This window comes from Burkholderia cepacia (assembly GCF_029962485.1).
GTDB lineage: Bacteria > Pseudomonadota > Gammaproteobacteria > Burkholderiales > Burkholderiaceae > Burkholderia.
On record NZ_CP073638.1, the window covers coordinates 525269 to 549653 of the forward strand.

25 protein-coding genes are annotated in these 24385 nt (G+C 69.1%); 24 read left to right on the top strand and 1 reads right to left on the bottom strand.

Annotation, left to right across the window (positions count from 1 at the left end):
- Position 1: 1 nt before the first annotated feature.
- From KEC55_RS18795 to KEC55_RS18815, 5 genes are read left to right on the top strand one after another with little or no spacing between them, the layout of a single operon-like run.
- A complete protein-coding gene (locus tag KEC55_RS18795; RefSeq protein ID WP_282509521.1) occupies positions 2-1762 on the top strand; it encodes an FAD-dependent oxidoreductase in 1761 nt (586 codons plus the stop codon).
- Positions 1759-2277: a flavin reductase family protein gene (locus KEC55_RS18800; protein WP_176045547.1), complete on the top strand. Its 519-nt coding sequence runs from the start codon at positions 1759-1761 to the stop codon at positions 2275-2277. The genes KEC55_RS18795 and KEC55_RS18800 overlap by 4 nt, the downstream gene beginning before the upstream one ends.
- A gap of 15 nt (positions 2278-2292) precedes the next feature.
- Positions 2293-3336, top strand: coding sequence for a ferredoxin--NADP reductase (locus tag KEC55_RS18805; RefSeq protein WP_282509524.1), 1044 nt, complete (start codon positions 2293-2295; stop codon positions 3334-3336).
- A 39-nt stretch (positions 3337-3375) separates the two neighbouring features.
- A complete protein-coding gene (locus tag KEC55_RS18810) occupies positions 3376-4962 on the top strand; it encodes a FadD3 family acyl-CoA ligase (RefSeq protein WP_282509526.1) in 1587 nt (528 codons plus the stop codon).
- Positions 4963-4994: 32 nt separating this feature from the next.
- Positions 4995-5768, top strand: a complete 774-nt coding sequence (locus KEC55_RS18815) for an SDR family NAD(P)-dependent oxidoreductase (RefSeq protein ID WP_282509528.1) — start codon at positions 4995-4997, stop codon at positions 5766-5768.
- Between the two features lie 78 nt (positions 5769-5846).
- On the opposite strand, the gene KEC55_RS18820 is transcribed toward KEC55_RS18815, so the two are convergent.
- The gene (locus KEC55_RS18820; RefSeq protein ID WP_282509530.1) at positions 5847-6230 is read right to left on the bottom strand and encodes a hypothetical protein; all 384 of its coding nucleotides are present in this window, start codon (positions 6228-6230) and stop codon (positions 5847-5849) included.
- Between the two features lie 330 nt (positions 6231-6560).
- Here KEC55_RS18820 and KEC55_RS18825 point away from each other — a divergent pair, with 330 nt between their 5' ends.
- The 19 genes from KEC55_RS18825 (at position 6561) to KEC55_RS18915 (ending at position 24309) form a co-directional block, all read left to right on the top strand.
- Positions 6561-7220 carry a hypothetical protein gene (locus tag KEC55_RS18825; RefSeq protein ID WP_282509532.1) on the top strand — a complete coding sequence of 220 codons (660 nt, stop codon included), beginning with the start codon at positions 6561-6563 and terminating at the stop codon, positions 7218-7220.
- Between the two features lie 395 nt (positions 7221-7615).
- Positions 7616-7852, top strand: coding sequence for a FitA-like ribbon-helix-helix domain-containing protein (locus KEC55_RS18830; RefSeq protein WP_282509534.1), 237 nt, complete (start codon positions 7616-7618; stop codon positions 7850-7852).
- Positions 7839-8255, top strand: a complete 417-nt coding sequence (locus KEC55_RS18835; RefSeq protein ID WP_176045540.1) for a type II toxin-antitoxin system VapC family toxin — start codon at positions 7839-7841, stop codon at positions 8253-8255. Before KEC55_RS18830 ends, KEC55_RS18835 begins: the two co-directional genes overlap by 14 nt.
- 199 nt (positions 8256-8454) lie before the next feature.
- Complete coding sequence (locus tag KEC55_RS18840; RefSeq protein WP_124577104.1) at positions 8455-9351, top strand: VOC family protein; 897 nt, start codon at positions 8455-8457, stop codon at positions 9349-9351.
- Between the two features lie 9 nt (positions 9352-9360).
- Entirely contained in the window at positions 9361-10254 is an 894-nt protein-coding gene (locus KEC55_RS18845; protein WP_282509540.1) for a CoA transferase subunit A, read from the top strand.
- A gap of 10 nt (positions 10255-10264) precedes the next feature.
- Positions 10265-11062: a CoA-transferase subunit beta gene (locus KEC55_RS18850; protein WP_282509541.1), complete on the top strand. Its 798-nt coding sequence runs from the start codon at positions 10265-10267 to the stop codon at positions 11060-11062.
- A gap of 8 nt (positions 11063-11070) precedes the next feature.
- Complete coding sequence (locus KEC55_RS18855; protein ID WP_282509543.1) at positions 11071-11991, top strand: enoyl-CoA hydratase; 921 nt, start codon at positions 11071-11073, stop codon at positions 11989-11991.
- A complete protein-coding gene (locus KEC55_RS18860) occupies positions 11988-13088 on the top strand; it encodes an NAD(P)H-dependent flavin oxidoreductase (protein WP_282509545.1) in 1101 nt (366 codons plus the stop codon). The genes KEC55_RS18855 and KEC55_RS18860 overlap by 4 nt, the downstream gene beginning before the upstream one ends.
- A 19-nt stretch (positions 13089-13107) precedes the next feature.
- Positions 13108-13923 (top strand): enoyl-CoA hydratase family protein, encoded by an 816-nt coding sequence (locus KEC55_RS18865; protein ID WP_282509547.1) that lies wholly within the window; start codon positions 13108-13110, stop codon positions 13921-13923.
- Positions 13920-15089, top strand: coding sequence for an acyl-CoA dehydrogenase family protein (locus tag KEC55_RS18870; protein ID WP_282509549.1), 1170 nt, complete (start codon positions 13920-13922; stop codon positions 15087-15089). Before KEC55_RS18865 ends, KEC55_RS18870 begins: the two co-directional genes overlap by 4 nt.
- Positions 15090-15124: 35 nt before the next feature.
- Positions 15125-16192 carry an acyl-CoA dehydrogenase family protein gene (locus KEC55_RS18875; protein ID WP_282509551.1) on the top strand — a complete coding sequence of 356 codons (1068 nt, stop codon included), beginning with the start codon at positions 15125-15127 and terminating at the stop codon, positions 16190-16192.
- Positions 16192-17343: an acetyl-CoA C-acetyltransferase gene (locus KEC55_RS18880; RefSeq protein WP_282509553.1), complete on the top strand. Its 1152-nt coding sequence runs from the start codon at positions 16192-16194 to the stop codon at positions 17341-17343. The genes KEC55_RS18875 and KEC55_RS18880 overlap by 1 nt, the downstream gene beginning before the upstream one ends.
- Positions 17344-17376: 33 nt before the next feature.
- Entirely contained in the window at positions 17377-18267 is an 891-nt protein-coding gene (locus tag KEC55_RS18885) for an SDR family oxidoreductase (RefSeq protein WP_282509555.1), read from the top strand.
- A gap of 3 nt (positions 18268-18270) precedes the next feature.
- Entirely contained in the window at positions 18271-19503 is a 1233-nt protein-coding gene (locus tag KEC55_RS18890) for an acyl-CoA dehydrogenase family protein (protein WP_282509557.1), read from the top strand.
- Positions 19500-20696 carry an acyl-CoA dehydrogenase family protein gene (locus KEC55_RS18895; RefSeq protein ID WP_282509559.1) on the top strand — a complete coding sequence of 399 codons (1197 nt, stop codon included), beginning with the start codon at positions 19500-19502 and terminating at the stop codon, positions 20694-20696. Before KEC55_RS18890 ends, KEC55_RS18895 begins: the two co-directional genes overlap by 4 nt.
- Positions 20693-21493 carry an SDR family oxidoreductase gene (locus KEC55_RS18900; RefSeq protein ID WP_175000086.1) on the top strand — a complete coding sequence of 267 codons (801 nt, stop codon included), beginning with the start codon at positions 20693-20695 and terminating at the stop codon, positions 21491-21493. Before KEC55_RS18895 ends, KEC55_RS18900 begins: the two co-directional genes overlap by 4 nt.
- Positions 21493-21978: a MaoC family dehydratase gene (locus tag KEC55_RS18905; RefSeq protein WP_282511503.1), complete on the top strand. Its 486-nt coding sequence runs from the start codon at positions 21493-21495 to the stop codon at positions 21976-21978. The genes KEC55_RS18900 and KEC55_RS18905 overlap by 1 nt, the downstream gene beginning before the upstream one ends.
- Before the next feature lie 12 nt (positions 21979-21990).
- Complete coding sequence (locus KEC55_RS18910) at positions 21991-23196, top strand: acetyl-CoA C-acyltransferase (RefSeq protein WP_282509566.1); 1206 nt, start codon at positions 21991-21993, stop codon at positions 23194-23196.
- A gap of 150 nt (positions 23197-23346) precedes the next feature.
- Complete coding sequence (locus KEC55_RS18915) at positions 23347-24309, top strand: WD40/YVTN/BNR-like repeat-containing protein (protein ID WP_282509568.1); 963 nt, start codon at positions 23347-23349, stop codon at positions 24307-24309.
- Positions 24310-24385: the final 76 nt, after the last annotated feature.

A 24385-nucleotide genomic window follows, 5' to 3' on the forward strand; every position in this document is an offset into this window, starting at 1 on the left:
GATGAGCGACACGCAAGCACAGCAATACACGTTCGACGTGGTCGTCGTCGGCTCGGGCGCGGGCGCGCTGCTCGCCGCGTGCCGTGCGGCCGATCGCGGGCTGTCCGTCGTCGTGATCGAGAAGACGGCGCTGTATGGCGGCACGTCGGCTGTATCCGGCGGCGGCATCTGGATCCCGTGCAACCACCACATCGCCGATCTCGGTGCGACCGACACGCGCGAAGCCGCGCACCGCTACCTCGACGCGTGCGTGGCTGGCGCATCGACGCCCGACAAGCTCGACACGTATCTCGACCGCGCGCCGGAGATGCTGCGCTACCTGGAATCGAAGACGCCGGTGCGCTATCAGGCGCTGCCGAAGTACGCGGACTATTTCCAGAAGCTGCCGGGTGCGATGCCGGGCTACCGCGCGCTCGATCCGCTGCCGTTCGACGGCGGGTTGCTCGGCGACGAATTCGACCGGTTGCGGCCGCCGTCGCCCGGTACGCTGATCGGCGGGCGCGTCGCGGTGACGTCGAAGGAGGCGCACACGCTGTTCTCGCGCGGGCCCGGTTTCATGAAGCTCGCGATCGCGCAGTTCGGCCGTTACTGGCTCGATCTCGGCATGCGCCGCCGTACGCGGCGCGACCGCCGCCTGACACTCGGCAATGCGCTGATCGGCGGGCTGCGCCGTGCGTTGCTCGACCGCAACGTGCCCGTGTGGCTCGATACGCCGATGCGCGACCTGCTCGAGGTGGACGGCCGCGTGACGGGCGTGCGCGCGCAGCGCTACGGGCAGCCGGTGACGATCGCCGCGCGGCGCGGCGTGATCCTCGGCGCGGGTGGCTTCGAGCGCAACCAGCCGATGCGCGAGCGCTACCTGCCGCAGCCGACGCAGGCGCAATGGAGCGCGACGCCGCCGTCGAACACCGGCGACGCGATCGCCGAAGGCCACCGGCTCGGCGGCGCGCTGGCACTGATGGACCACGTGTGGGGCGCGCCGACGGTCGGCGTCGCGGGCGAGGAGAAGCAGCGCGCGCTGTTCGTCGAACGCAACCTGCCGGGCTGCGTGATCGTGAACAGCCTCGGCAAGCGCTTCGTCAACGAGGCCGCGCCGTATTCCGAGTTCGTGCCCGCGATGTATCGCGACCATGCACGCACCGGTGCGTGCGTACCGGCGTGGATGGTGTTCGACGCGCGCTTTCGCCGCAAGTATCCGTGCGGGCCGATCATGCCGGCATCGATGATGCCCGATGCGCGGATTCCGGAAGCGTTCCGCGACGTGCTCGTGAAGGCCGACACGGTCGACGCGCTGGCCGCGCGGATCGGCGTCGATGCGGCCGGGTTGCGCGACACGCTGCGCGACATGGCGCGCTATGCGGTCACCGGCATCGACGAAGCGTTCGGCAAGGGCGACAACGCGTTCGACACGTACTACGGCGATCCGCGGAACACGCCGAACCCGTGCCTCGGGCCGGTCGACCAGGCGCCGTTCTACGCAGTGCGAATCGATGCGGGCGAAATCGGCACGAAAGGCGGGCTTGTCACCGACGTGCACGCCCGCGTGCTGCGCGCCGACGGCGAACCGATCGACGGCCTCTACGCAATCGGCAACACCAGCGCATCGATGATGGGCGCGAGCTACCCCGGCGCGGGCTCGACGCTCGGTCCGGCGATGACCTTCGGGTATCTCGCCGCCGACCACCTGGCTGCTCGCGCAGCCGACGCCGGAGGCCGGCCAGCCCGGCCATCCACGACTGAACTTGACGGAGTACGAACATGAGCGATCTCACCAACCATCCGCTGCGCACCGACATGCTGCTCGCGATGCGCCGCCTCGCGCGCTCCGTCACGGTCATCAGCAGCGCGCACGACGGCCGGCGCTACTCGATGTCCGCGACGGCGGTCGACTCGCTGTCGACCGATCCGCCTTCGCTGCTGATCTGCATCAACCGCACCGCGTCGCTGTATCCGCCGCTCGATGCGGGCGCGCCGTTCTGCGTGAACGTGCTGTCCGCGCGACACGAAGGCGTCGCGATCGATTGCAGCGGCCGCCTGAAGGGCGAGGCACGCTTCACGACTGGCGACTGGCACACGTCGCCGCACGGCGTGCCGTATCTGCGCGACTCGCAGGCGAGCCTCGTGTGCGAGCAGGACGGCCGCTTCGAATACGGTACGCATACGGTGTTCATCGGGCGCATCCGCGAGGTGCTGATGAGCGGCGATGTCGATCCGCTCGTCTATCTCGACGGCGCGTACACGACGCCCGGCGCGCCGGCGGCCCGTGCGGCCGCGTGACGCAAGGAACCGGCGATGAGCGATCCACGCTTCCACCGGCTGACCGTGGCCGAAGTGATAGCCGAAAGCGACGACGCGTGCTCGTTCGTATTCGACGTACCGGCCGCGCTGCGCGACGCGTTCGCGTACCGGCCCGGGCAGTTCCTGACGCTGAACGTGCCGTGCGCGGACGCGACGCTCGCGCGCTGCTATTCGCTGTCGAGCGCGCCCGGCATCGACGCCGCGCCGAAGATCACCGTCAAGCGCGTGCGCGACGGCCGTGCGTCGAACTGGCTGTGCGACCGCGTGAAGGCCGGCGACGCGCTCGACGTGCTGCCGCCGGCTGGCGTATTCACGCCGCGCGCGCTTGACGGCGACCTGCTGCTGTTCGCGGGCGGCAGCGGCATCACGCCCGTGCTGTCGATCCTGAAATCGGCGCTCGTGCACGGGCGCGGGATGTTGACGCTGATCTATGCGAACCGTGACGAACGCTCGGTGATTTTCCGCGACGAGTTGCAACAGCTCGCACAGCGCCATCCGGGCCGCGTGCGCGTGATCCACTGGCTCGACAGCGTGCAGGGCATCCCGCAGCAGCGTCATCTCGAGGAACTCGCGCGACCGTTCAGCCAGCAGGAGACGTTCATCTGCGGGCCCGCGCTGTTCATGGAGAACGCGCTGGCCGCGATGCTCGGCCTCGGGCTGCCGCGTGCGCGTGTGCATGTCGAGCGATTCGCATCACTACCCGATGCACCGGCGCAGGCCGACACCGCTGCGCAGGCCGTGGCGACGGCTGCGTCCGGCGACGGCGCGGCGATCGAGACGGTGCTCGACGGCGACGCGTTCGCATTCGACAGCGCGCCCGGCGAAACGCTGCTCGACGCAATGCTGCGCGCGGGCGTGCCGGCGCCGAATTCCTGCCGGATGGGGCAGTGCGGCGCATGCATGTGCCGGATCGAGCGCGGCGAGGTAGCGCTCGACAGCAACCATGTGCTGGATGAAGACGAGATCGCGGCCGGCTGGACGCTCGCCTGCTGCGCCCGGCCCGCGAGCGACGCGCTGCGCGTGGTGTTCCCCGACTGAGCCGTGCCGCGCCGGCGGCGCGCACGGCCATCCTGATCTATGACGATGGACAATGAAATCCTGACGACGCCCGCGCTGATCGCGCGGGCAGCCGCGCGCCACGGCGCGCATCCGGCGATCGAGTCGGAGCACGGCCGGCTGACCTACGCGGAACTCGACGCCGCGCGTCTCGACGCGGCCCGTGCGCTGCTCGCGAGCGGCATCGAGGCCGGCGACCGCATCGCGGTCTGGGCGCCGAACCTGCCGCAATGGATCGTCGCGGCGCTGGCGATTCACACCGTCGGCGCGATCCTGGTGCCGGTCAATACGCGGATGAAGGGGATGGAGGTGGGCGGGATCCTGCACGACGGCGGCGCGCGGCTGCTGTTCTGCTGCGGCACCTTCCTCGGCGAATCGTATCCGGCGATGCTCGCGTCGCATCGGCCCGCGACGCTCGAGCGTGTCGTCGTGTTCGACGGCGAACCGCCGTCCGGCGGCCGCGACGAGACCTGGAACGCGTTCCTCGCGCGCGGCGCGGCGGTGCCGCTTGCCGCCGTGCGCGAGCGTGAGGCACAGGTGACGCCCGACACCGTGATGGACCTGATGTTCACTTCCGGCACGACGGGCCGCCCGAAGGGCGTGATGACCGCGCATGGCCAGAACCTGCGCGCCGCGCAGGCGTGGGCGGCGATCGCGGGCGTACGCCAGGACGACCGCTACCTGATCGTCAATCCGTTCTTCCATACGTTCGGCTACAAGGCCGGCTGGCTCGCCGCGCTGTCGAGCGGCGCGACCGTGCTGCCGCATCTCGTGTTCCAGCCGGCCGACGTGCTGCGGCGCGTCGCCGACGATCGCGTGTCGGTGCTGCCCGGCCCGCCGACGCTGTACTACGCGTTGCTCGACGCGCCCGATCGCGCGACGCGAAACCTGTCGTCGCTGCGGATCGCGGTGACGGGAGCGGCGGCGATCGCCCCGAGCCTGATCGAGCGGATGCGCGCGGAGCTTGGCTTCGAGACGGTGTTGACCGGCTACGGGCTGACCGAATCGTGCGGCTTCGCGACGCTGTGCCGTCAAGGCGACGCTGCGGAGACAGTTGCCTATACGTCGGGCCGGCCGATGCCGGACGTCGAGCTGCGCATCGCGGGGCCGGGCGGCGAAGCGCTCGGGCCGGACGAGACCGGCGAGATCTGGGTGCGCGGCTACAACGTGATGCGCGGCTACTTCAACCAGCCGGACGCGACACGCGAGACCGTCGATGCGGACGGCTGGCTGCATACGGGCGACCTCGGCTGCGTCGATCCGGACGGAAACCTGAAGATCACGGACCGCATCAAGGACATGTTCATCGTCGGCGGCTTCAACTGCTATCCGGCGGAGATCGAGCGGCTGCTCGCCGCGCACCCGGCGATCGCGCAGGTCGCGCTGGTCGGCGTGCCCGATACGCGGCTCGGCGAGGTCGGTCACGCGTATGTCGTGCTGCGTCCGGGCGCGCATGCCGATGCCGGCGAACTGAACGACTGGGCGCGCAACAACATGGCGAACTACAAGGTGCCGAGATTTTTCACGTTCGTCGAGCAACTGCCGACGAGCGCGGCAGGGAAGGTGCTGAAGTACCGGTTGCGTGCGGCCGCCGAGGCGACGGCCTGATCGACGACACGACTGACGAACGGGATGAACGCATGAACGACAACGGATTTCCGCAGGGCGCGGTGCTCGTGTTCGGCGGCAGCGGCGGGATCGGGCAGGGCGTCGCGCTCGAGTTCGCGCGTGCCGGCGTGCCGGTCGCGGTGGGCTACCGCAGCAAGGCCGACGTGGCCGAGCGTGTCGCGCGCGACATTCGCGGCGAAGGCGTCGCGGCCACCACGCACTGCGTGGACGTGACCGATCCCGCGCAGGTCGACGCCGCGCTCGCGGCCGCGATCGACGCGCATGGACGCGTGCACACGGTCGTCTGGGCGGCCGGGCCGTTCGTGAACCAGCGTCATATCGGCGACATGACGCACGACGACTGGCGCCGCGCGATCGACGTCGAGACGATCGGCTTCTTCGTGGCCGCGAAGGCCGCGCTGCCGCATTTCCGTGCATCGGGCGGCGGGTCGTTCGTGACGCTCGGGTCGGCCGGGCATTTGCGCTGGCCCGATCGCGACGGGCTGTCGGTCGCACCGAAGGCGGCGAACGAGGCACTGGTGAAAGGGCTGGCGCGCGAGGAAGGGCGCTACAACATTCGCGCGAATTCGATCCTGGTCGGCGTGATCGAGGCCGGGATGTTTCCGGTGCTGCTCGAACAGGGGCAGTTCGACCAGGCGTGGATCGACGAGACGCAGAAGATGCTCGCGCTCAAGCGCTGGGGGAAGGCGCACGACGTCGGACGGGCGGCGGTGTTTCTGGCGTCGGATCGGGCTGACTACGTCACCGGGCAGCAGTTGAATGTTTCGGGTGGGTACGGGTTGTAACGGCATGCCGAAGTGGCCAAACCATTCGGACAACCGTATCTGAGCGGTTGGTAGCTTTGCGCGCGGATATCGTGCGCGTCATTCCTTCTGAAAATCGTCGACGACGCGGGCCGAAACACCGATCGGCTCGCGTATCGCATCTGAGCCGGACACGGACAAGATGCATGCGCACGCATCGGTATTCACCCTGCCTCGGCACGCACGACAGCGCATCGGCATCGCGTGCGGCTGCCAAGAGGTCACACTTTTGCAACGCTTTCCCCACGTATTCCTCCGCACACGATTGATCGTCATGGCGACGCGCGTGCGCTGACGGCCGTCCGGCCGCGTTCCGCAGGCGTTGCGCGATCGACGCGCGATTCCGGCCATCGCTTGTTTGCGCTCGGCGTGCCGAATACGGATGCGTTCCTGAAACATTTCCCACCATTGCGACTCGCGTTGCCGCCCTTGCGAGTCGGACACGCTTTTCCCGCTTCGGTTTGCGCCGCATGGCACGTGCCTTGCGGTTGACCCGGTGCCGCCGGTGCGGACGGATTCGCCAGAACGATCAGCACATCGGCGGCGTGTAACGACATCGAAACAAACCGGGGATCGGATCGGGTCGCGGGCGCCGCGTGTTGCGGCGCATGCGTCGCGCATGTCGTATCGGTCATGCGCACGGCGCAACGCGTTCCCGATCCGTCGAACAGCAAGCGTGCTTGCAAGGTGTCGTGCCGGGGTTCGCATCACGCATGGCGACGCAGGTCGCATGCGTTGGCGAGGCGCGCCCGGCACGTGTGGGGGGAGGCGCCCGTGAAAACGATAGTGAACCAATGGGCATTTGTCGCGGTGGTGCTTGCCGCGTGTGCGCACGCGCAGGAGATCTACCTGCAGGGTGGCACGCAGGGCGTCGGCATCGGTGCGGCCGTGAGCTTCAATTCGATGCTCGGTGCGCATGCGGATTTCAATGCGATCGATCTTTCGCACGACTTCACGGTGGCCGGCAACCGCTATCAGGACGACCTGAAGCTGCGCCAGGGCGGCTTGTACGCGGACGTCTTTCCGTGGCGTGGCAGCGGCTTCCGCGCGACGCTGGGGCTACGCTTCAACGACGACGAGCTTCGCGGTGTGTCGCAGCCGACCAATGGCACCTACGTGTTCGGCGGCAAGCGTTACCCGGCGCTGCCGGGGATGTACGCGGTGGCCGAAGCGCGTTATCCGACCGTGATGCCGTACTTCGGGATCGGCTACGGGCACCGGCCGGCGTCGAAAGGGCTGGGATTCGTCGCCGATCTCGGCGTCGCGTACGGGATCCCGAAATGCTCGTACACGCTGTCGCCGGAACTGGCGGCCGCGGCCGGGCCGGCGAAGAGCCAGATCCTGGCTGCGAGCGGGCTGGATTCGCTGCGGCAGGTGATGTCGCGATACCGGTGGTACCCGGTGTTGCAGATCGGGATTTCGTACCGGTTCTGAGCGGCGGGTGGTCGTTGCGTGTGCCGGGCGGGGAATTGCCGGTATCGCCGATACGGGCGGGCCAACGGGTGTTGGCACGGGAGGGGCTGACGACCGTCGCGAGCGCGGCGCGGAATCGGTGAATGCAGCCTTCCCGCGTCGAGCGGCACGCGCCCGCGCAGGCCGTTCAGCCGCAAATAGCCGATCGGCCGACTTTGCCGCCGTTCCGATCCGGCTTACCTTTCAAGCAGCAATTCGACGTGTCGGGCGAGCGGCGCATGCCGAAAGGATTCATGCGGCCCGTTGCCGTTCGCTGACGCCAACCACTGTCCTCTTTCCGTCATTGGCGATGATAGCAATGATTGCAATTTGCGCTCATGGCGCTATCATTGATATCAATCTGGAAGGAGGGAACCATGGCAAATCTACTGGTGCGTAACGTGGATGACAGTATCGTTCAGAGCCTGCGCGAGCAGGCTGCGGCAAATGGCAGGAGTGCCGAGGCCGAACATCGGGCCATTCTGGCCGATGCGCTTGGCCGGCCGAAGCGAAAGACATTTGCGCAAGTGCTGATGAGCATGCCCGAGGTTGGCGAAGACGCGGATTTCCAACGTGTTCAGGATTCCGGCGAGGCCAGGCGTGTATTTGATTGATACGAACGTCATCAGCGAAATCAGGAAGGGCAAGCGAACCAACCGTGGCGTGCGGGCGTTCTTCAGGCAGGCCGCGGCCGACGCCAGCCCGCTTTACCTGTCCGTCGTGACAGTTGCTGAACTTCGCCGCGGCGTCGATCTGATCCGTCATCGCGGCGATCACCCCCAGGCGTCGGCGCTCGAGGCATGGATGGCGACGATCCTGGCCGGCTATGCACCGAACATCCTGCCGGTCGACATCGAGGTCAGCCAGATGTGGGGGCATTTGCGCGTGCCCGATCCGACGCACGAACTCGACAAGCTGATCGCGGCCACCGCGCTGATCAACGATCTCACCGTGGTCACGCGCAACGTCGCGGATTTTGCCCGCACGGGCGTCAGGTTGCTGAACCCGTTCGACTGATCCGGATTGCCGCGCCGCGGCAACCCGCACCTGCTTCCCGTTTCCTCCCGCATGCATGGCCCGTTGCGCCGGGCTTCCGCGCGCGTCCGCGCCGCTCCAATTCCCCGCCGCCTCTCGTCCCAACAGACGATGTAACGCCACCCCCGACCGGCCAGAATCCTTACACGAACAACGGATTCTGAACCAGGAGGAGGCCGACATGATCGATGTCCGTGCGCTTGGCTATGTCGTCGTCGAGGCGACGCGCGTCGATGCGTGGCGCCGCTACGCGGAAGACGTGCTGGGCATGCAGGCGCTCGACGCGCCCGACGGCGCGTTGTACCTGAAGATGGACGAGCGCGATTTCCGCTACGTGATCGTCCCCGGCTCGACCGACCGCTATTTCGCGTCGGGCTGGGAACTGCCCGACGGCGCCGCGTTCGACGCCGCGCTGGCGGCACTGCAGCGGGCGGGCGTCGAGCCCGTGCGCGCGACCCGCGACGAAGCCGCGCTGCGCCGCGTGCAGGCGATGGCGTGGTGCACCGACCCGTCCGGTAACCGCCACGAGCTGTACTGGGGCGCGCGCTGCGACTTCCGCCGCTTCGTGTCGCCGCTGGGCGTCGCGCATTTCGTCACCGGCGACATGGGGCTCGGCCACGCGGTGCTGCCCGCGCCGCAGTTCGACGCGACCGATGCATTCGTGCGCGGCGTGCTCGGTTTCGAGCTGTCCGACATCTACCGCGTGAAATTCACGCCCGATCCGGCCGAACCCGAGAAACGCATCCATTTCATGCACTGCCGCAACGCGCGCCATCACAGCCTCGCGCTGTTCGAGATGGCCGTGCCGTCGGGCTGCGTGCACGTGATGGCCGAAGTCGATTCGATGGACGAAGTGGGCCGCGCGCTGGATCGCGTTGCCGCGCACGACGTGAAGATGTCCGCGACGCTCGGCCGTCACTGCAACGACCAGATGATCTCTTTCTACATGAAGACCCCCGGCGGCTTCGATCTCGAATACGGCTTCGGCGGCCTCACGGTCGACTGGTCGAAGCACGCGGTGTTCGAGGCCACCAAGGTGAGCCAGTGGGGCCACGATTTCAGCATCGGATACCGGTAAGCCAGCACGATGACGATGAAACCTCTCGACAAAACGATGTCCGCGCGCGACGTGGTCGCGCAACTCGCCGACGGCATGACGATCGGCATTGGCGGATGGGGGCCGCGGCGCAAGCCGATGGCACTGGTGCGCGAGATCGCGCGCTCGAACCTGAAGGACCTGACGATCGTCGCCTACGGCGGCGCCGATGTCGGCCTGCTTTGCGCTGCGGCCAAGGTACGCAAGGTGGTGTTCGGCTTCGTGTCGCTCGACGTAATCCCGCTCGAGCCGCAATTCCGCCGGGCGCGTGAACAGGGCCGCATCGACGTGCTCGAACTCGACGAAGGGATGCTGCAGCTCGGCCTGCGCGCGGCCGCCGCGCGCCTGCCGTTCCTGCCGACGCGCGCCGGGCTCGGCACCGCGCTGCTCGATCACGCGCCGGCGCTGCGCACGGTGCAATCGCCGTACGACGATGGCGAAACGCTGCTCGCGATGCCCGCGATCGAACTCGACGTCGCGCTGTTGCACGTGAACGCGGCCGACCGGATGGGCAACACGCGCATCGATGGCCCCGATCCGTTCTTCGATGCGTGGATGGCGCGTGCCGCGCAGCGCTGCTTCGTGTCGGCGGAAACGGTCGACGCGTCGATTGCGACGGAAGACCTCGACGCCGCGAAACGCAATCCGTTCGAGCGCTCGCTCGTCACGGGCGTCGTGCACGCGCCGGGCGGCGCGCACCCGACGTCGTGCGGGCCCGCCTACGGCTGGGACCTGCCGCACCTGCGCGCGTACTGCGCCAGCGCGGAAGACGACGCGAAAACGGCGGCGTACCTGCGCGACGTGGTCGGCCAGGACGAACGCCAGTACCTCGAAGGCGTCGGCGGCCTGTCGCATGTGACGACGCTGCCGTTGCCGATTCTGTAAAGGAGCGCCTGTGAGCGAATCTCTCGACCATTCCCTCGCGGAACTGATGATCGTCGCGTCCGCGCGACTCTGGCGCGACGACGGCGAAGTGCTGGCGACCGGCATCGGCACGGGCCCGCGGCTCGCGGCCGGCCTCGCGCGGCTCGCGTACAACAACGGACTGATGCTGACCGACGGCGAAGCGTATCTCGTCGAGGAGCCGGTGCCGCTCGGTCCGCGCCCCGACGGCTTTCGCGTGAAGGCGAGCGGCTGGATGACCTACGAACGCGTGTTCGACTGTCTGTGGCACGGCCGCCGCCACGCGCTCGTGATGCCGACCCAGATCGACCGTTTCGGCCAGGCCAACATCTCGTGGCTCGGCGACGACTACGCCCGCCCGAAAACCCAGCTGCTCGGTGCCCGCGGTTTCCCCGGCAACTCGACGAACCACGCGAACTCGTTCTTCGTCAGCGGCCACGGCAAGCGCACGTTCGTCGAAAGCGAAGTCGACATGGTGTGCACGGTCGGCTACAACCCGGCGCGCCGGCTGCCGGGAATGAAGACCTTCGTCGACCTGCGCAGCATCGTCACCGACCTGTGCGTGATGGATTTCGGCGGCCCCGACCACGCGATCCGCGTGCGTTCGCTGCACCCGGGCGTGAGCTTCGACGAAGTGCAGGACGCGACCGGCTTCCCGCTGATCGCGGCACCCGACCTCGGCACGACGGCCCCGCCGAACGCGGAAGACCTGCGCATCGTGCGTGCGCTCGATCCGCACAACCTGCGCGCGACGATCGTGCGCAACAATCCGGCGCCGCGCCGGGGATGAGGTCCGACATGGAAGCGACCCAGATGACGTTCGGCGACGGTGTCGTCGACTACTCGGTCGACGGCGGCATCGCGACGATCACGATGAACCGCCCCGAGTATCACAACGCGCAGAACTCGAAGATGACGTATGCGCTCGACGCGGCGTTCCGGCGCGCGGCGCACGACGACGCGGTGAAGGCGATCGTGCTCGCGGGCGCCGGCAAGCATTTCTCGGCCGGCCATGACATCGGCACGCCGGGCCGCGACATCCACGAGTCGTTCGATCGCGCATCGCTGTGGTACGACCACGTCGACAAGGAAGGCGGCGAATTCCTGTATGCGCGCGAGCAGGAGGTGTACCTCGGGATGTGCCGGCGCTGGCGTGACCTGCCGAAGCCGACGATCGCGATGGTGCAGGGCGCATGCATCGCGGGCGGGCTGATGCTCGCATGGGTATGCGACCTGATCGTCGCGTCGGAGGATGCGTTCTTCGCCGATCCGGTCGTGCGGATGGGGATTCCGGGCGTCGAATATTTCGCGCATGCGTACGAGCTGAATCCGCGCATCGCGAAGGAATTCCTGTTCCTCGGCGAACGGATGCCCGCCGAACGCGCGTACCAGATGGGGATGGTCAACCGCGTGGTGCCGCGCGAGCGGCTGCACGACGCAACCTACGCGATCGCCGCGAAGATCGCGACGATGCCGCGCCTCGGGCTCACGCTGACCAAGCAGGCGCTGAACCACGTCGAGGAACTGCAGGGCAAGCGTGCGGCGATGGATGCGGCGTTCGCATGGCATCACTTCGCGCATGCGCACAACGAACTCGTCAGCGGCGATCGTCTGGGCGGTTATGACGCGCGCAGCATGGCCAGCTCGCAGCGCCAGCCGAACGGCGCGGATCGCGGCGACGCGCCGGCCCCGGTCGCCGTCAACGGAGCCGCCGCATGAGCACGACGCTGCAAAGCCCGCTGCATACGCCGCTGTGCGACCTGCTCGGTTGCCGCTATCCGATCGTGCAGACCGCGATGGGCTGGGTGGCCGACGCGCGGCTCGTCGCGGCGACCGCGAACGCCGGCGGCTTCGGATTCCTGGCCGGCGCGACGCTCGAGCCTGAGCAGGTCGAGGCCGAGATCCTGAAGGTGAAGTCGCTGACCGACCAGCCGTTCGGTATCAATTTCCACATGTTCCAGAAGAACGCCGCGCAGGTGGTCGATCTCGCGATCAAGCACCGGTTGCGCGCGGTCAGCTACGGCCGCGGGCCCGATGCGAAGACGATCCGCCGCTTCAAGGACGCCGGTGTCGTCTGCATGCCGACGGTTGGCGCGCCGAAGCATGCGGCGAAGGCCGTCGAACTCGGCGCGGACATCGTGACGGTGCAGGGCGCGGAAGGCGGCGGCCACACGGGCTCGGTGCCGACCACGCTGCTGTTGCCGAAGGTGCTCGACGCGGTGCGCGTGCCGGTGGTCGCGGCCGGCGGGTTCTTCGACGGGCGCGGGCTGGCCGCCGCGCTCGCGTACGGCGCGTCCGGTATCGCGATGGGCACCCGCTTCCTGATGAGCGCCGAATCGCCGGTGCCGCGCGAGACGCTCGAGCGCTACGTCGCGGTCGGCGATCCGGCGCGCATCCGCGTATCCGACGCACTCGACGGGCTGCCGCAACGGATGATCGACAACCCGTATCTGCTGAAGCTCGAACGCTTCGGCCCGCTGCGCCGCACGTGGTTCGCACTGAAGACGGCCGAAGCGTGGCGCCGCCAGAACGGCCTGAGCACGGGCGACATGCTCGGCCTCGCGATCAAGGCACTGCGCTCGCACGACTACACCGCGAGCCAGACGCTGATGGCGGCGAACGCACCGTTCCTGATCCAGCGCGCGATCGTCGAGGGCCGTCCCGACGAAGGCGTGCTGCCGAGCGGCCAGGCCGCCGCGATGATCGGCGCGATCGAATCGTGCGACGCGCTGATCGCACGAATCGTCGCGGAAGCCGGCGAGCGGCTCGACGCACTGGCCGCGTTGCGCGGCGCGGCAGCGGCGCAGGCCGCATGAACAACATCACAGGGAGGCAATGGAGATGACAGCATCCAATCAACCGGCCGGCGCGATGCCGTTCCGGATCGATCGCGCAGACGGCATCGCCGAACTGGTGATCGCCCATCCGCCCGTGAACGCGCTCGACGCGCAGGGCTGGCACGCGCTCTCGCGCGCGCTCGACACACTCGGCGAGGACGACGACGTGCGCGTGATCGTCGTGCGCGGCGAAGGCCGCGGCTTCTGCGCGGGCGTCGACATCAAGGAGCTGGCCGCGCATCCGGAGCGGATCGTGGCGGTCAACGCGGGCAACTACGAGACGTTCCGCGCAGTGCACCGCAACCCGAAGCCGGTGATCGCGGCCGTGCATGGCTTCGTGCTCGGCGGCGGGATCGGCATCTGCGGCGCGGCGGACATCGTGGTCGCGGCCGATTGCGCGCGCTTCGGCGTGCCCGAGATCGACCGCGGCGCGATGGGCGGCGGCGCGCACCTGCAGCGGCTGTTCGGCGTGCAGAAGGTCCGCATGATGTATTTCACGGGCGAGATGATCGACGCGGCCGAAGCGTACCGGCTTGGCGCGGTCGAGCAGGTCGTCACGCGCGACACGCTGCGCGACGCGGCGCTCGCGCTCGCCCGCAAGATCGCGGAGAAGAGCCCGGCGATGGTGCGGCTCGCGAAGGAGGCGCTGAACGGCGTCGAGGACGGCGATCTCGAGGACAAGTACCGCTGGGAGCAGGGCTTCACGCTGCAGGCGTACATGACGAACGACTCGACGGAAGCGCGCGCCGCGTTCGTCGAGAAGCGCGACGCGCGCTTCGACGCGCAGGCAACCGCCGAGGAGGCACGCGCATGAAGCTGACCTATACGCCGCAACAGCAGGCGTTCCGCGCGGAAATCCGCGAATGGCTCGCCGAGCACGTGCCGCGCGAGCGGCTGCCGAGCTTCGACACCGAGGAAGGCTTCGCCGCGCACCGCGAATGGGAGCGCACGCTGCACTCGGGCCGCTGGAGCATGGTCACATGGCCGCGCGAGCTGGGCGGGCGCGGCTGCGACCTGATCGAGTGGCTGATCTTCGAGGAAGAGTACTGGCGTGCCGACGCGCCGATGCGCGTGAACCAGAACGGCATCTTCCTGCTCGGCCCGACGCTGATGGATTTCGGCACCGACGCGCAGAAGGCGCGCTTCCTGCCCGCGATGGCGGCCGGCGAGCACGTGTGGGCGCAGGGCTGGTCGGAGCCGAATGCCGGTTCCGACATGGCCGCGATCCGCACGACGGCCGCCCGCATCGGCGACGAATACGTGCTGAACGGCCAGAAGATCTGGTCGACGCGCGCGGTGTGGGCCGACTGGCTGTTCGGGCTGTTCCGCAGCGACCCCGAATCGTCGCGCCACCACGGGCTGACGTTCCTGATGGTGCCGCTGTCCGCGCCTGGCATCACGGTGCGGCCGATCCGGCAGCTCAACGGGCAGACCGGTTTCGCGGAAATTTTCTTCGACGACGTGCGTGTGCCGGTCGAGAACCGGCTGGCGGCCGAAGGCGCGGGCTGGCAGGTCGCGATGGCGACGGCCGGGTTCGAGCGCGGGCTGATGCTGCGTTCGCCCGCGCGCTTCCAGCGCACCGCGCAGGCGCTGCGCGACCTGTATCTCGCACACCGCGACAGCGCGGACCGCGACCCGACACTGCGCGAACGCGTGGTGTCCGCATGGATGGATGCGCAGGCCTATGCGCTGTCGACCTACGCGACCGCGAGCCGGCTGCTGAAGGGCGGCCACATCGGCGCGGAGTCGAGCACCAACAAGGTGTTCTGGTCGGAGCTCGACCTGCGCATGCACCAGACCGCGCTCGACATTCTCGGCGCGCATGGTGAAGTCGTCCCGCAGACGGCCGCGCAACAGGCGACGCTCGGCCACTGGCTCGACGGCTTCCTGTTCGCACAGGCCGGCACGATCTACGCGGGCACCAACGAGATCCAGCGCAACATCGTCGCCGAACGGATGCTCGGCATGCCGCGCGCGTAACGGCGCCGGCGCCACCCTCACAGAACGGACATCGTATGGATTTCGTATTCGATGAAGACCAGGAAGCGCTCGCGGACAGCGTGAAGCGCCTGCTGATGACCGAGATGACGCCCGAGCTGATCCGCGAGCTCTGGGCGACGCCGACCGGGCGCTCGGATGACCTGTGGGCGCTCTTCGCGTCGCAGGGGCTGACCGCCGTGTCGGTGCCCGAAGCGCACGGCGGCCTTGGCCTGACCGAAGCCGAATGGGCGCTGCTCGCGCAGACCTACGGCTATTTCGGCAGCCCCGAGCCGCTGCTCGACACGGCGCTCGTATCGGCCGGCGTGCTGGCGCGGCTGCCCGCAAGCGACTGGCGAGACGCGCTGCTGCGCGACATCGCCGAAGGGCGCGCGCGCGTCGCGCTCGTGCATCCGGTGAACCCGTACGCGGCCGACGTGCACGTTGCGAACACGCTGCTGTGCGAACACCGCGGCGAGCTGCACCGCGTCGATCCCGCGCAGTGCGCGTGGCGCGCGGTCGACAGCGTCGATCCGTCGCGGCGCCTGTTCACGCTCGACTGGGAGCCGTCGGCGGCCACCCGCATCGCGAGCGCCGACGAAGCCGCGCCGCTGCTGAACCGCGCGCTCGACCACGGCGCGTTCGCGGTTGCCGCGCAGATGCTCGGCCTCACGCAGCGCGTGCTCGACGTTGCGATCGACTACAGCGCGCAGCGCAAGCAGTTCGGCAAGGCGATCGGTTCGTACCAGGCGCTCAAGCACCTGCTCGCCGATGTCGCGATCCGCTACGAGTTCGCGCGGCCGGTGGTCGCGCGCGCCGCGCAGGCGATTGCCGACGATCACCCGCAGCGCGCGGTGTTCGTGTCGCACGCGAAGCTCGCCGCGACGTCGGCCGCGCAACTGGCCGCGCGCCACTCGATGCAGGTGCACGGCGCGATCGGCTACACGTGGGAACTCGACCTGCAGATCTTCATGAAGCGCATCTGGGCGCTCTCCGGAAGCTGGGGCGACAGCGCGTTTCACAAGGCCCGCGTGGCCGACGCGATCCTCGGCGACGCGTTGCCGATCGGCCCCGCGCAGACCTTCGACCTCGAGGAATCCAACTGATGAAACAAGCCTATATCGTCGACGCGCTGCGCACGCCGACCGGCCGCCGCAAGGGCGGGCTCGCGCACGTGCATGCGGCGGACCTCGGCGGGTTCGTGCTGAAGACGCTCGTCGAACGCAACGCGATTCCCGCCGACGAATACGACGACGTGGTGTTCGGCTGCGTCGACACGATCGGCCCGCTCGCGGGCAACATCGCGCGCACCTGCTGGCTCGCAGCCGGCCTGCCGTTGCAGGTGCCTGGCGTGACGGTCGACCGCCAGTGCGGATCGTCGCAGCAGGCCGTGCACTTCGCCGCGCAGGCCGTGATGAGCGGCGTGCAGGACGTCGTCGTCGCCGGTGGCGTGCAAACGATGACGCAGATCCCGATCTCGTCGGCGATGACCTGCGCGGCGCCGCTCGGCTTCACCGATCCGTTCTCGGGCAGCACCGGCTGGCGCGCGCGCTTCGGCGATGCGCCGGTGTCGCAGTTCGTCGCCGCGCAGCGGATCGCCGATCACTGGAACCTGTCGCGCGACGCGATGGAGCGTTATGCGCTGGAAAGCCACCGCCGTGCGGTCGCAGCGATCGAGGCCGGGCATTTCAAGCGGGAAATCGTGCCGTTCGAAGGCGTGATGCACGACGAGACGCCGCGCCCCGACACGTCGCTGGAAAAGATGGCAACGCTCGAGCCGCTGACGCCGGGCGGCTCGCTGACGGCCGCCGTCGCGAGCCAGACCTGCGATGCGGCCGCGGCATTGCTGATCGTGTCGGAAGACGCGCTGAAGCGCTACGGCCTCACGCCGCGTGCGCGCATTCACCACCTGAGCGTGCTCGGCGACGATCCGCTGTGGATGCTGACCGCGCCGATCCCGGCGACCAAGGCCGCGTTGGCGAAGAGCGGGCTCGACTGGTCGCAGATCGACGTCGTCGAGATGAACGAGGCGTTCGCGTCGGTCGCTCAGGCGTGGCTGGCCGACACGCGCTTCCCGCACGAAAAGACCAACCCGAACGGCGGCGGCATCGCGCTCGGCCATCCGCTCGGCGCGACTGGCGCGCGGCTGATGACGACGCTGCTGCACGAGCTGGAGCGCACCGGCGGCCGCTACGGGCTGCAGACGATGTGCGAAGGCGGCGGCCTCGCGAACGTCACGATCATCGAGCGCCTGTGAGCGCGTCACTTTCACGATCCACGAGGCACAAGCATGGGAATCTGTAACGGACGCACCGTCATCATCACCGGCGCGGGCGGCGGGCTCGGGCGCGAATACGCGCTGGCGTTCGCGGCCGAAGGCGCGTCGGTCGTTGTCAACGACATCCGGCACGAGGCCGCGCAGGCCGTGTGCGACGAGATCGCCGAAAGAAGTGGAAGCGGCGGCGGCCGCGCGCTCGCGAATGCGGACGACATCACGCAGACCGACACCGCGCAGCGGATCGTCGATGCGGCACGCGAAGCGTTCGGCGACGTGCACGTGCTCGTCAACAACGCGGGCATCTGCCGCGACAAGATGTTCACGAGCATGACTGAGCAGGACTGGGACGACGTGATGCGCGTGCATCTGCGCGGCCACTTCTGCCTGTCGAGCGTGCTGGCGCGCGTGTGGCGCGACGCGGCGAAGGCCGGCAACCCGGTCGACGCACGCATCGTCAACACGAGCTCCGGCGCCGGCCTGCAAGGCTCGATCGGCCAGTCGAACTACGGCGCGGCGAAAGCCGGCATCGCCGCGCTCACGCTGATGCAGGCGGTCGAGCTGCAGCGCTACGGCGTGCGCGTGAACGCGCTTGCACCGGCCGCGCGCACGTCGATGACCGAAGGCGTGTTCGCCGACATGATGAAGAAGCCCGAAGACGGCGGCTTCGATTATTTCGACCCGGCCAACGTCGCGCCGCTCGTCGTGTGGCTCGGCAGCACGTTGTCGGCCGACGTGACGGGCCAGGTGTTCGAGGTCGCGGGCGGGATGATCGCGGTCGCCGAAGGCTGGCGTACGGGCCCGAGCGTCGATCGCGGCGCGCGCTGGGCGGCGGCCGAGGTCGGCCCCGCGGTCGCGCAGCTGCTCGCCGATGCGCGGCCCGCGCAGCGCGTGTACGGGAGCTGAGCGATGGATCTGGCGCTCACCGACGAACAGGCGATGATTCGCGACGCGGCGGCCGACGTGCTCGCCGAACGCAGCGCGTCGGCCGACGTACGCCGTGCGCTCGAACAGTCGGCCGGCCGCGACGACGGGCTGTGGGCCACGCTCGCGGGCGAGCTCGGCTGGAACGCGCTCGCGCTGCCGGAATCGGCAGGCGGGCTCGGGCTCGGCGCGGTCGAGCAAACGGTATTGATGGAACAGCTTGGCCGGCGCGTCGCTTGCGTACCGTATTTCCCGACCGCTTGCCTCGCGGCGACCGCGCTGGCCGGCTGCGACGCGCCGCTGGCCAGCGGCTGGCTTGCGAAGATCGCCGGAGGCGCGTGCAGCGCGACGTTGGCGCTGCCGTTCGACCTGCCGGCCGGCGGGTGGCAACTGCCGGTCGTCGCGGAAGAAGCGGCCGGCGGCTATGCGCTGTCTGGCGAGATCGGGCAGGTTATCGACGGCGCACGCGCGGACCTGCTGCTGATTCCCGCGCGGATCGCGAACGAAGGGCAGTCGATCGGGCTGTTTGCGATCGATGTCGCAACGGCGTCGGGTTTGACCGTCGTGGCGCTCGACACGCTCGACGCGACGCGGCCGATCGCCCGTGTTGTGTTGGACGACACGCGCGTGAGCCGCGATGCGCTGTTCGCCAACGGCACCGTCGTTGCCCACGTGCTCGAACGCGCCGGCTGGTTCGCGGCGCTCGCGCTGGCTGCCGAACAGCTCGGCGGCGCGCAGCAGTGCCTCGACCTGACGCTCGACTATACGAGCCAGCGCGTGCAGTTCGGTCGCGCGATCGCATCGTTCCAGGCCGTCAAGCATCGCTGCGCACAGATGATGGTGCTGATCGAATCGGCGCGCTCGGCCGTGCTGGGCGCCGCGCATGCGTGGGATGCGCAAGCCGGCGCGACGCCGGGCGCGGCGTTGCGCGCCGACATCGCGGCCGCCAAGGCCGCCGCGAACGACGCGTATGCGTTCTGCGCTCAGGAAGCAATCCAGTTGCACGGCGGCGTCGGCTTCACGTGGGAATACGACCCGCATCTCTATTTCAAGCGCGCACAGGCGTCGGGCGCGCAGTTCGGCAGTACGCCGCAACTGCTCGAATGGATTGCATGCCATGCGATCGACGGCGGCGCATTGCAGCGTGACGAAGCGTTCGAGCCATCGGCCACAGCCGCATCACGCCCGTCGGCCGCGCGCGCAGGAGCACTCCAATGAACAGCGAAACGCGCGAACAGCAATTGCGGCACGAAGTGGCCGACTGGGTGCAATCGCACCTGACCGGCGAATTCGCGTGCCTGAAATACCGCGGCGGCCCCGGCGACGAGGAAGCGTGGCCGGAACTGCGCAAGGCGTGGGAACGGGAAATGGCGCAGGGCGGTTGGATCGGGCTCGGCTGGCCGACCGCCGCAGGCGGGCGCGGCTTCTCGGTAGCCGAACAGGTGATCTTCCACGAGGAATATGCCCGCGCGGGCGGCCCCGGCCGGATGGGCCATATCGGCGAAGGACTGCTCGGGCCGACGCTCGTCGCGTGCGGCACCGACGACCAGCGCGCGCGCTTCCTGCCCGGCATCCTGGCCGGTACGCAGTTCTGGTGCCAGGGCTATTCGGAGCCGGGCGCGGGTTCCGACCTCGCGAACGTGCGCACGCGCGCCGAACAGGACGCGGACGGCACATGGCGTGTGTACGGCCAGAAGGTGTGGACGTCGCTCGCGCACGATTCCGACTGGATCTTCGTGCTTGCGCGTACCGATCCCGAGTCGAAGGGCAACAAGGGGCTGTCGTTCCTGCTGATGCCGCTCGACCAGCCGGGCATCGAGATCCGTCCGATCAAGCAGCTCAACGGCGGCGCGGAATTCAACGAAGTGTTCTTCGACGGCGCCCGCGCGGAAGCGCGCGACCTCGTCGGCGCGCCCGGCGACGGCTGGCGAATCGCGATGACGCTGCTCGGCTTCGAGCGCGGGATGTCGACGCTCGGCCAGCAGATGCAGTTCGTTCGCGAACTCGAATGGGTGATCGACGCCGCGCGCGAATCGGGCGCGGATCGCGATCCCGTGCTGCGCCAGCGGATCGGCCGCGCATGGGCCGGGCTGCGCGTGATGCGCTACAACGCGCTGCGGATGCTGTCCGGCGCCGACGATGCCGATGCGAGCGCGCCGCTGCGCCGCGAGGCGTTGATCTACAAGTACTTCTGGTCGAACTGGCACCGCGACCTCGGCCAGCTCGCGATGGACGCGCTCGGGCCCCGCGCGAACGTGATCGATCCGGCCGACGAAAAGCTCACCCATCTGCAGCGCGTATTCCTGTTCTCCCGTGCGGACACGATCTACGCGGGCACCAACGAAATCCAGCTCAACATCATGGCCGAGCGCGGGCTCGGCATGCCCAGAGAACCACGAGGCACAGCATGACCGAACCCCAGATCCAGAAAGCACCGGCGTACGTGCCGGGCCACCAGCTGCTCGCCGGCAAATCGGTGTTGATCACGGCCGCCGCCGGCGCCGGCATCGGCTTCGCGGCCGCGCGCCGCTGCGCGGAGGAAGGCTGCCGCGCGCTGTTCATCTCCGATATCCACGAAAAGCGTCTCGAACAGGCCGTCGAGACGCTGCGGGCGGAAACGGGGCTGCAACAGATCTACGGCCGCCTGTGCAACGTCGCGGTCGAGGCCGACGTGCAGGCGCTGGTCGCGGAGGCACAGGACAAGCTCGACGGCGTCGACGTGCTGATCAACAACGCCGGGCTCGGCGGTTCGACCCGCATCGTCGATATGGACGATGCCGAATGGTCGCGCGTGATCGACATTAGCCTTACCGGGACGTTCCGGATGACGCGCGCGATGCTGCCGCACATGCAGGCCCGAGGCCGTGGCGCGATCGTCAACAACGCATCGGTGCTCGGCTGGCGCGCGCAGGCGGAACAGGCGCACTACGCGGCCGCGAAAGCGGGCGTGATGGCGCTCACGCGCTGCGCGGCGCTCGAGGCGTCGCCATACGGCGTGCGCATCAACGCGGTCGCACCGAGCATCGCGATGCACGATTTTTTGAAGAAGTCGGCTCCGGCCGACCTGCTGAATCAACTGGCGTCGCGCGAAGCCTTCGGGCGCGCCGCCGAAGTCTGGGAGGTCGCGAACGTGATGGTGTTCCTTGCAAGCGATTACGCGTCGTACATGACGGGCGAAGTGCTGTCGGTCAGCAGCCAGCACGCATGATGGACACGTCCCTCGACCTCGTGCATCAGACGCCCCGCGTGTTCGCGCATCCCGGCGAACTCGTCGCGGCCGTCGGCGACACGCTCGGCGCGAGCGCGTGGCTCGCGATCGACCAGATCCGCATCGACGGCTTCGCCGATGCGACGGGCGATCACCAGTGGGTGCACGTCGATCCGGTGCGCGCGAAGGACGGCCCGTTCGGCGCGTGCATCGCGCACGGCTACCTGACGTTGTCGCTCGTCAATTACTTCCTGCCGCAGATCGTGCGTATCGACGGCGCGCGGCTCGGCGTCAACTACGGCTGCGACAAGATCCGCTTCCCGGCGCCGGTGAAGGTCGGCGCGCGCGTACGCGGCGTCGGCGAGCTGCTGCGTGTCGAGCCGCTCGAAGGCGGTGTGCAGGCGTGGATTCGCGTGACCGTCGAGATCGAAGGCGAAGCGAAGCCCGGCTGCGTCGCCGACACGATCAGCCGCTATTACTTCTAGAGAGTCAGAGACATGGAAGACGCAGTCATCGTTTCCGTCGCACGCACGCCGATCGGCAAGGCGTTTCGCGGCATCTTCAACGACACCGAGGCGCCCGCGCTGGGCGGCCACGTTGTGCGCACCGCGCTCGAACGCGCGGGCGTCGCGCCGGCCGACGTCGACGACGTGCTGATCGGCTGCGCCGCGCAGCAGGGCACGCAGGGCTACAACATCGGCCGCCTGTCGGCGGCGGCGGCGGGGCTGCCGGCATCGGTGCCCGGCATGGCGATCGACCGCATGTGCTCGTCGGGCCTGATGTCGATCGCGAGCGCCGCGCGCAGCATCGGCGCGGGCGACGCGCGGATCGTCGTCGCGGGCGGCGTCGAGTCGATCTCGCTCACGCAGAACAAGCACAAGAACGCGTATCGCGCGCGCTCGCAGGCCGTGCTGGACCACCAGCCGGCTGCGTACATGGCGATGATGGAAACCGCCGAGATCGTGTCGCGCCGCTACGGGATCTCGCGCGCCGCGCAGGATGAATTCGCGCTGCAGAGCCACCAGCGCACGGCCGACGCCCAGGCGGCCGGCCGCTTCGATGCCGAAATCGCGCCGCTCGACGTGCGGCGCGCGCTGTTCGACAAGGAAGGCAACCCGGCCGGTCACGAGGACGTGAACGCCGCACGCGACGAAGGCGTGCGCGCCGACACGACGGCCGAGCGGCTCGCGGGGCTGAAGCCGTCGTGGAGCGGCGGCAAGGTCGTCGAGCAAGGGGAGTTCGTGACGGCCGGCAACGCGTCGCAACTGTCGGACGGCGCGGCGGCCGTGGTCGTGATGTCGCGCAGCGAGGCCGCGCGCCGCGGGCTGACGCCGCTCGGCGCGTTCCGCGGCCTCGCGGTGGCCGGCTGCGAGCCCGACGAGATGGGCATCGGCCCGGTGTTCGCGATTCCGAAGCTGCTGGCGCGCTTCGGGATGACGGTGGGCGACGTCGGGCTGTGGGAGCTGAACGAAGCGTTCGCGTGCCAGGCACTGTACTGCCGCGACACGCTCGGCATCCCCGACGACCGGCTGAACGTCGACGGCGGCGCGATCGCGCTCGGCCATCCGTTCGGGATGTCGGGTACGCGGATGACGATGCACGCGTTGCTCGAAGGCGCGCGGCGTGGCGTGCGGCACGCGGTCGTGACGATGTGCATCGGCGGCGGGATGGGTGCCGCGGCGCTGTTCGAAGTCGGCGCCTAGCGGTACGCGGACAGGCCGCACCGTACACGCGGCCATCCAGTCAGGAACATTCGAGGCCGCGGCAACGACCGACGGCCCGGAGACTTGCAGCCGGCGGTGGCGGGCGCTTCGGCGCGCACCGCCGTCGAACGCAAACACAGGAGACAAGCGATGAAACGAACTTTGCCCGGACTCGCGATGTCGGCACTGGTGCTCGGCGCCGCGCTGTTCGCGTTTTCGCCGCGCCCGCTGCCGGCGTTCCCGGTCACCGAGATCCACGCGGACCGGCTGCAGATCAACGGGCTCGCCCGCGCCGGCACGACGCGCATCGTCGCGGTCGGCGAGCGCGGCGTAATCCTGCTGAGCGACGACGCAGGCGCCCACTGGCGGCCGGCGTCGATCGCGCATGACCAGGCGTCGACGCTCACGCAGGTGCGCTTCATCACGCCGACGCTCGGGATCGCAGTGGGCCACGACGGCCGGATCGTCCGCAGCGACGATGGCGGCGTGCACTGGCGCGAGGTCCACATGGACCACGAACATTCCGATCCGCTGCTGTCGGTATGGGGCACCGCTGACGGCCCGCTGTTCGCGGCCGGCAGCTTCGGCCAGCTGTTGCGTTCGAACGACGCCGGCGTCAGCTGGCAGACGGTGAAGACGCCGGCCGGCGACCGCCACCTGAACGCGATCGTCGGCGACGGCCACGGCAACCTGCTGGTCGCGGGCGAAAGCGGCACGCTGCTGCGCTCGACCGACAACGGCGTCACCTGGGACAAGCTGGTGTCGCCGTACGCAGGTTCGCTGTTTGGCGCGCTGATGCTCGCGAACGGCGACTGGGTCGCATACGGGATGCGCGGCAACGTGGTGCGCAGCACCGATCGCGGCACGACCTGGACGCATGTCGACAGCCATGTGCCGGTCTCGTATTTCGGCGCGACCCAGCTTGCCGACGGCGAACTCGTGCTGGTCGGCCAGGGCGGTGCGATCGTCGCGTCGCGCGACGGCGGGCTGACCTTCGACGTGCGCAAGCTCGGCGGCGTGCAGAGCCTCGCGGCCGTGCTCGACATGGGCCACGGTGCGCTGCTGCTCGGCGGCGAAGCGGGTGTTGCGCCGCTCGCCGCGTCGCCGTCCTGACGCCCGGCTCCGGCGGCCGCGACAGACGCGGCCGCCGGGTTCCGCACGCTTCCGTTCGTTTCGCATCGCCAGCCAG

Coding starts and splice junctions, on each gene's coding strand:
- KEC55_RS18795 (WP_282509521.1), top strand. CDS start 2: ATGAGCGACACGCAAGCACAGCAATACACGTTCGACGTGGTCGTCGTC.
- KEC55_RS18800 (WP_176045547.1), top strand. CDS start 1,759: ATGAGCGATCTCACCAACCATCCGCTGCGCACCGACATGCTGCTCGCG.
- KEC55_RS18805 (WP_282509524.1), top strand. CDS start 2,293: ATGAGCGATCCACGCTTCCACCGGCTGACCGTGGCCGAAGTGATAGCC.
- KEC55_RS18810 (WP_282509526.1), top strand. CDS start 3,376: ATGACGATGGACAATGAAATCCTGACGACGCCCGCGCTGATCGCGCGG.
- KEC55_RS18815 (WP_282509528.1), top strand. CDS start 4,995: ATGAACGACAACGGATTTCCGCAGGGCGCGGTGCTCGTGTTCGGCGGC.
- KEC55_RS18830 (WP_282509534.1), top strand. CDS start 7,616: ATGGCAAATCTACTGGTGCGTAACGTGGATGACAGTATCGTTCAGAGC.
- KEC55_RS18840 (WP_124577104.1), top strand. CDS start 8,455: ATGATCGATGTCCGTGCGCTTGGCTATGTCGTCGTCGAGGCGACGCGC.
- KEC55_RS18845 (WP_282509540.1), top strand. CDS start 9,361: ATGACGATGAAACCTCTCGACAAAACGATGTCCGCGCGCGACGTGGTC.
- KEC55_RS18855 (WP_282509543.1), top strand. CDS start 11,071: ATGGAAGCGACCCAGATGACGTTCGGCGACGGTGTCGTCGACTACTCG.
- KEC55_RS18860 (WP_282509545.1), top strand. CDS start 11,988: ATGAGCACGACGCTGCAAAGCCCGCTGCATACGCCGCTGTGCGACCTG.
- KEC55_RS18865 (WP_282509547.1), top strand. CDS start 13,108: ATGGAGATGACAGCATCCAATCAACCGGCCGGCGCGATGCCGTTCCGG.
- KEC55_RS18870 (WP_282509549.1), top strand. CDS start 13,920: ATGAAGCTGACCTATACGCCGCAACAGCAGGCGTTCCGCGCGGAAATC.
- KEC55_RS18875 (WP_282509551.1), top strand. CDS start 15,125: ATGGATTTCGTATTCGATGAAGACCAGGAAGCGCTCGCGGACAGCGTG.
- KEC55_RS18880 (WP_282509553.1), top strand. CDS start 16,192: ATGAAACAAGCCTATATCGTCGACGCGCTGCGCACGCCGACCGGCCGC.
- KEC55_RS18885 (WP_282509555.1), top strand. CDS start 17,377: ATGGGAATCTGTAACGGACGCACCGTCATCATCACCGGCGCGGGCGGC.
- KEC55_RS18890 (WP_282509557.1), top strand. CDS start 18,271: ATGGATCTGGCGCTCACCGACGAACAGGCGATGATTCGCGACGCGGCG.
- KEC55_RS18895 (WP_282509559.1), top strand. CDS start 19,500: ATGAACAGCGAAACGCGCGAACAGCAATTGCGGCACGAAGTGGCCGAC.
- KEC55_RS18900 (WP_175000086.1), top strand. CDS start 20,693: ATGACCGAACCCCAGATCCAGAAAGCACCGGCGTACGTGCCGGGCCAC.
- KEC55_RS18905 (WP_282511503.1), top strand. CDS start 21,493: ATGGACACGTCCCTCGACCTCGTGCATCAGACGCCCCGCGTGTTCGCG.
- KEC55_RS18910 (WP_282509566.1), top strand. CDS start 21,991: ATGGAAGACGCAGTCATCGTTTCCGTCGCACGCACGCCGATCGGCAAG.
- KEC55_RS18915 (WP_282509568.1), top strand. CDS start 23,347: ATGAAACGAACTTTGCCCGGACTCGCGATGTCGGCACTGGTGCTCGGC.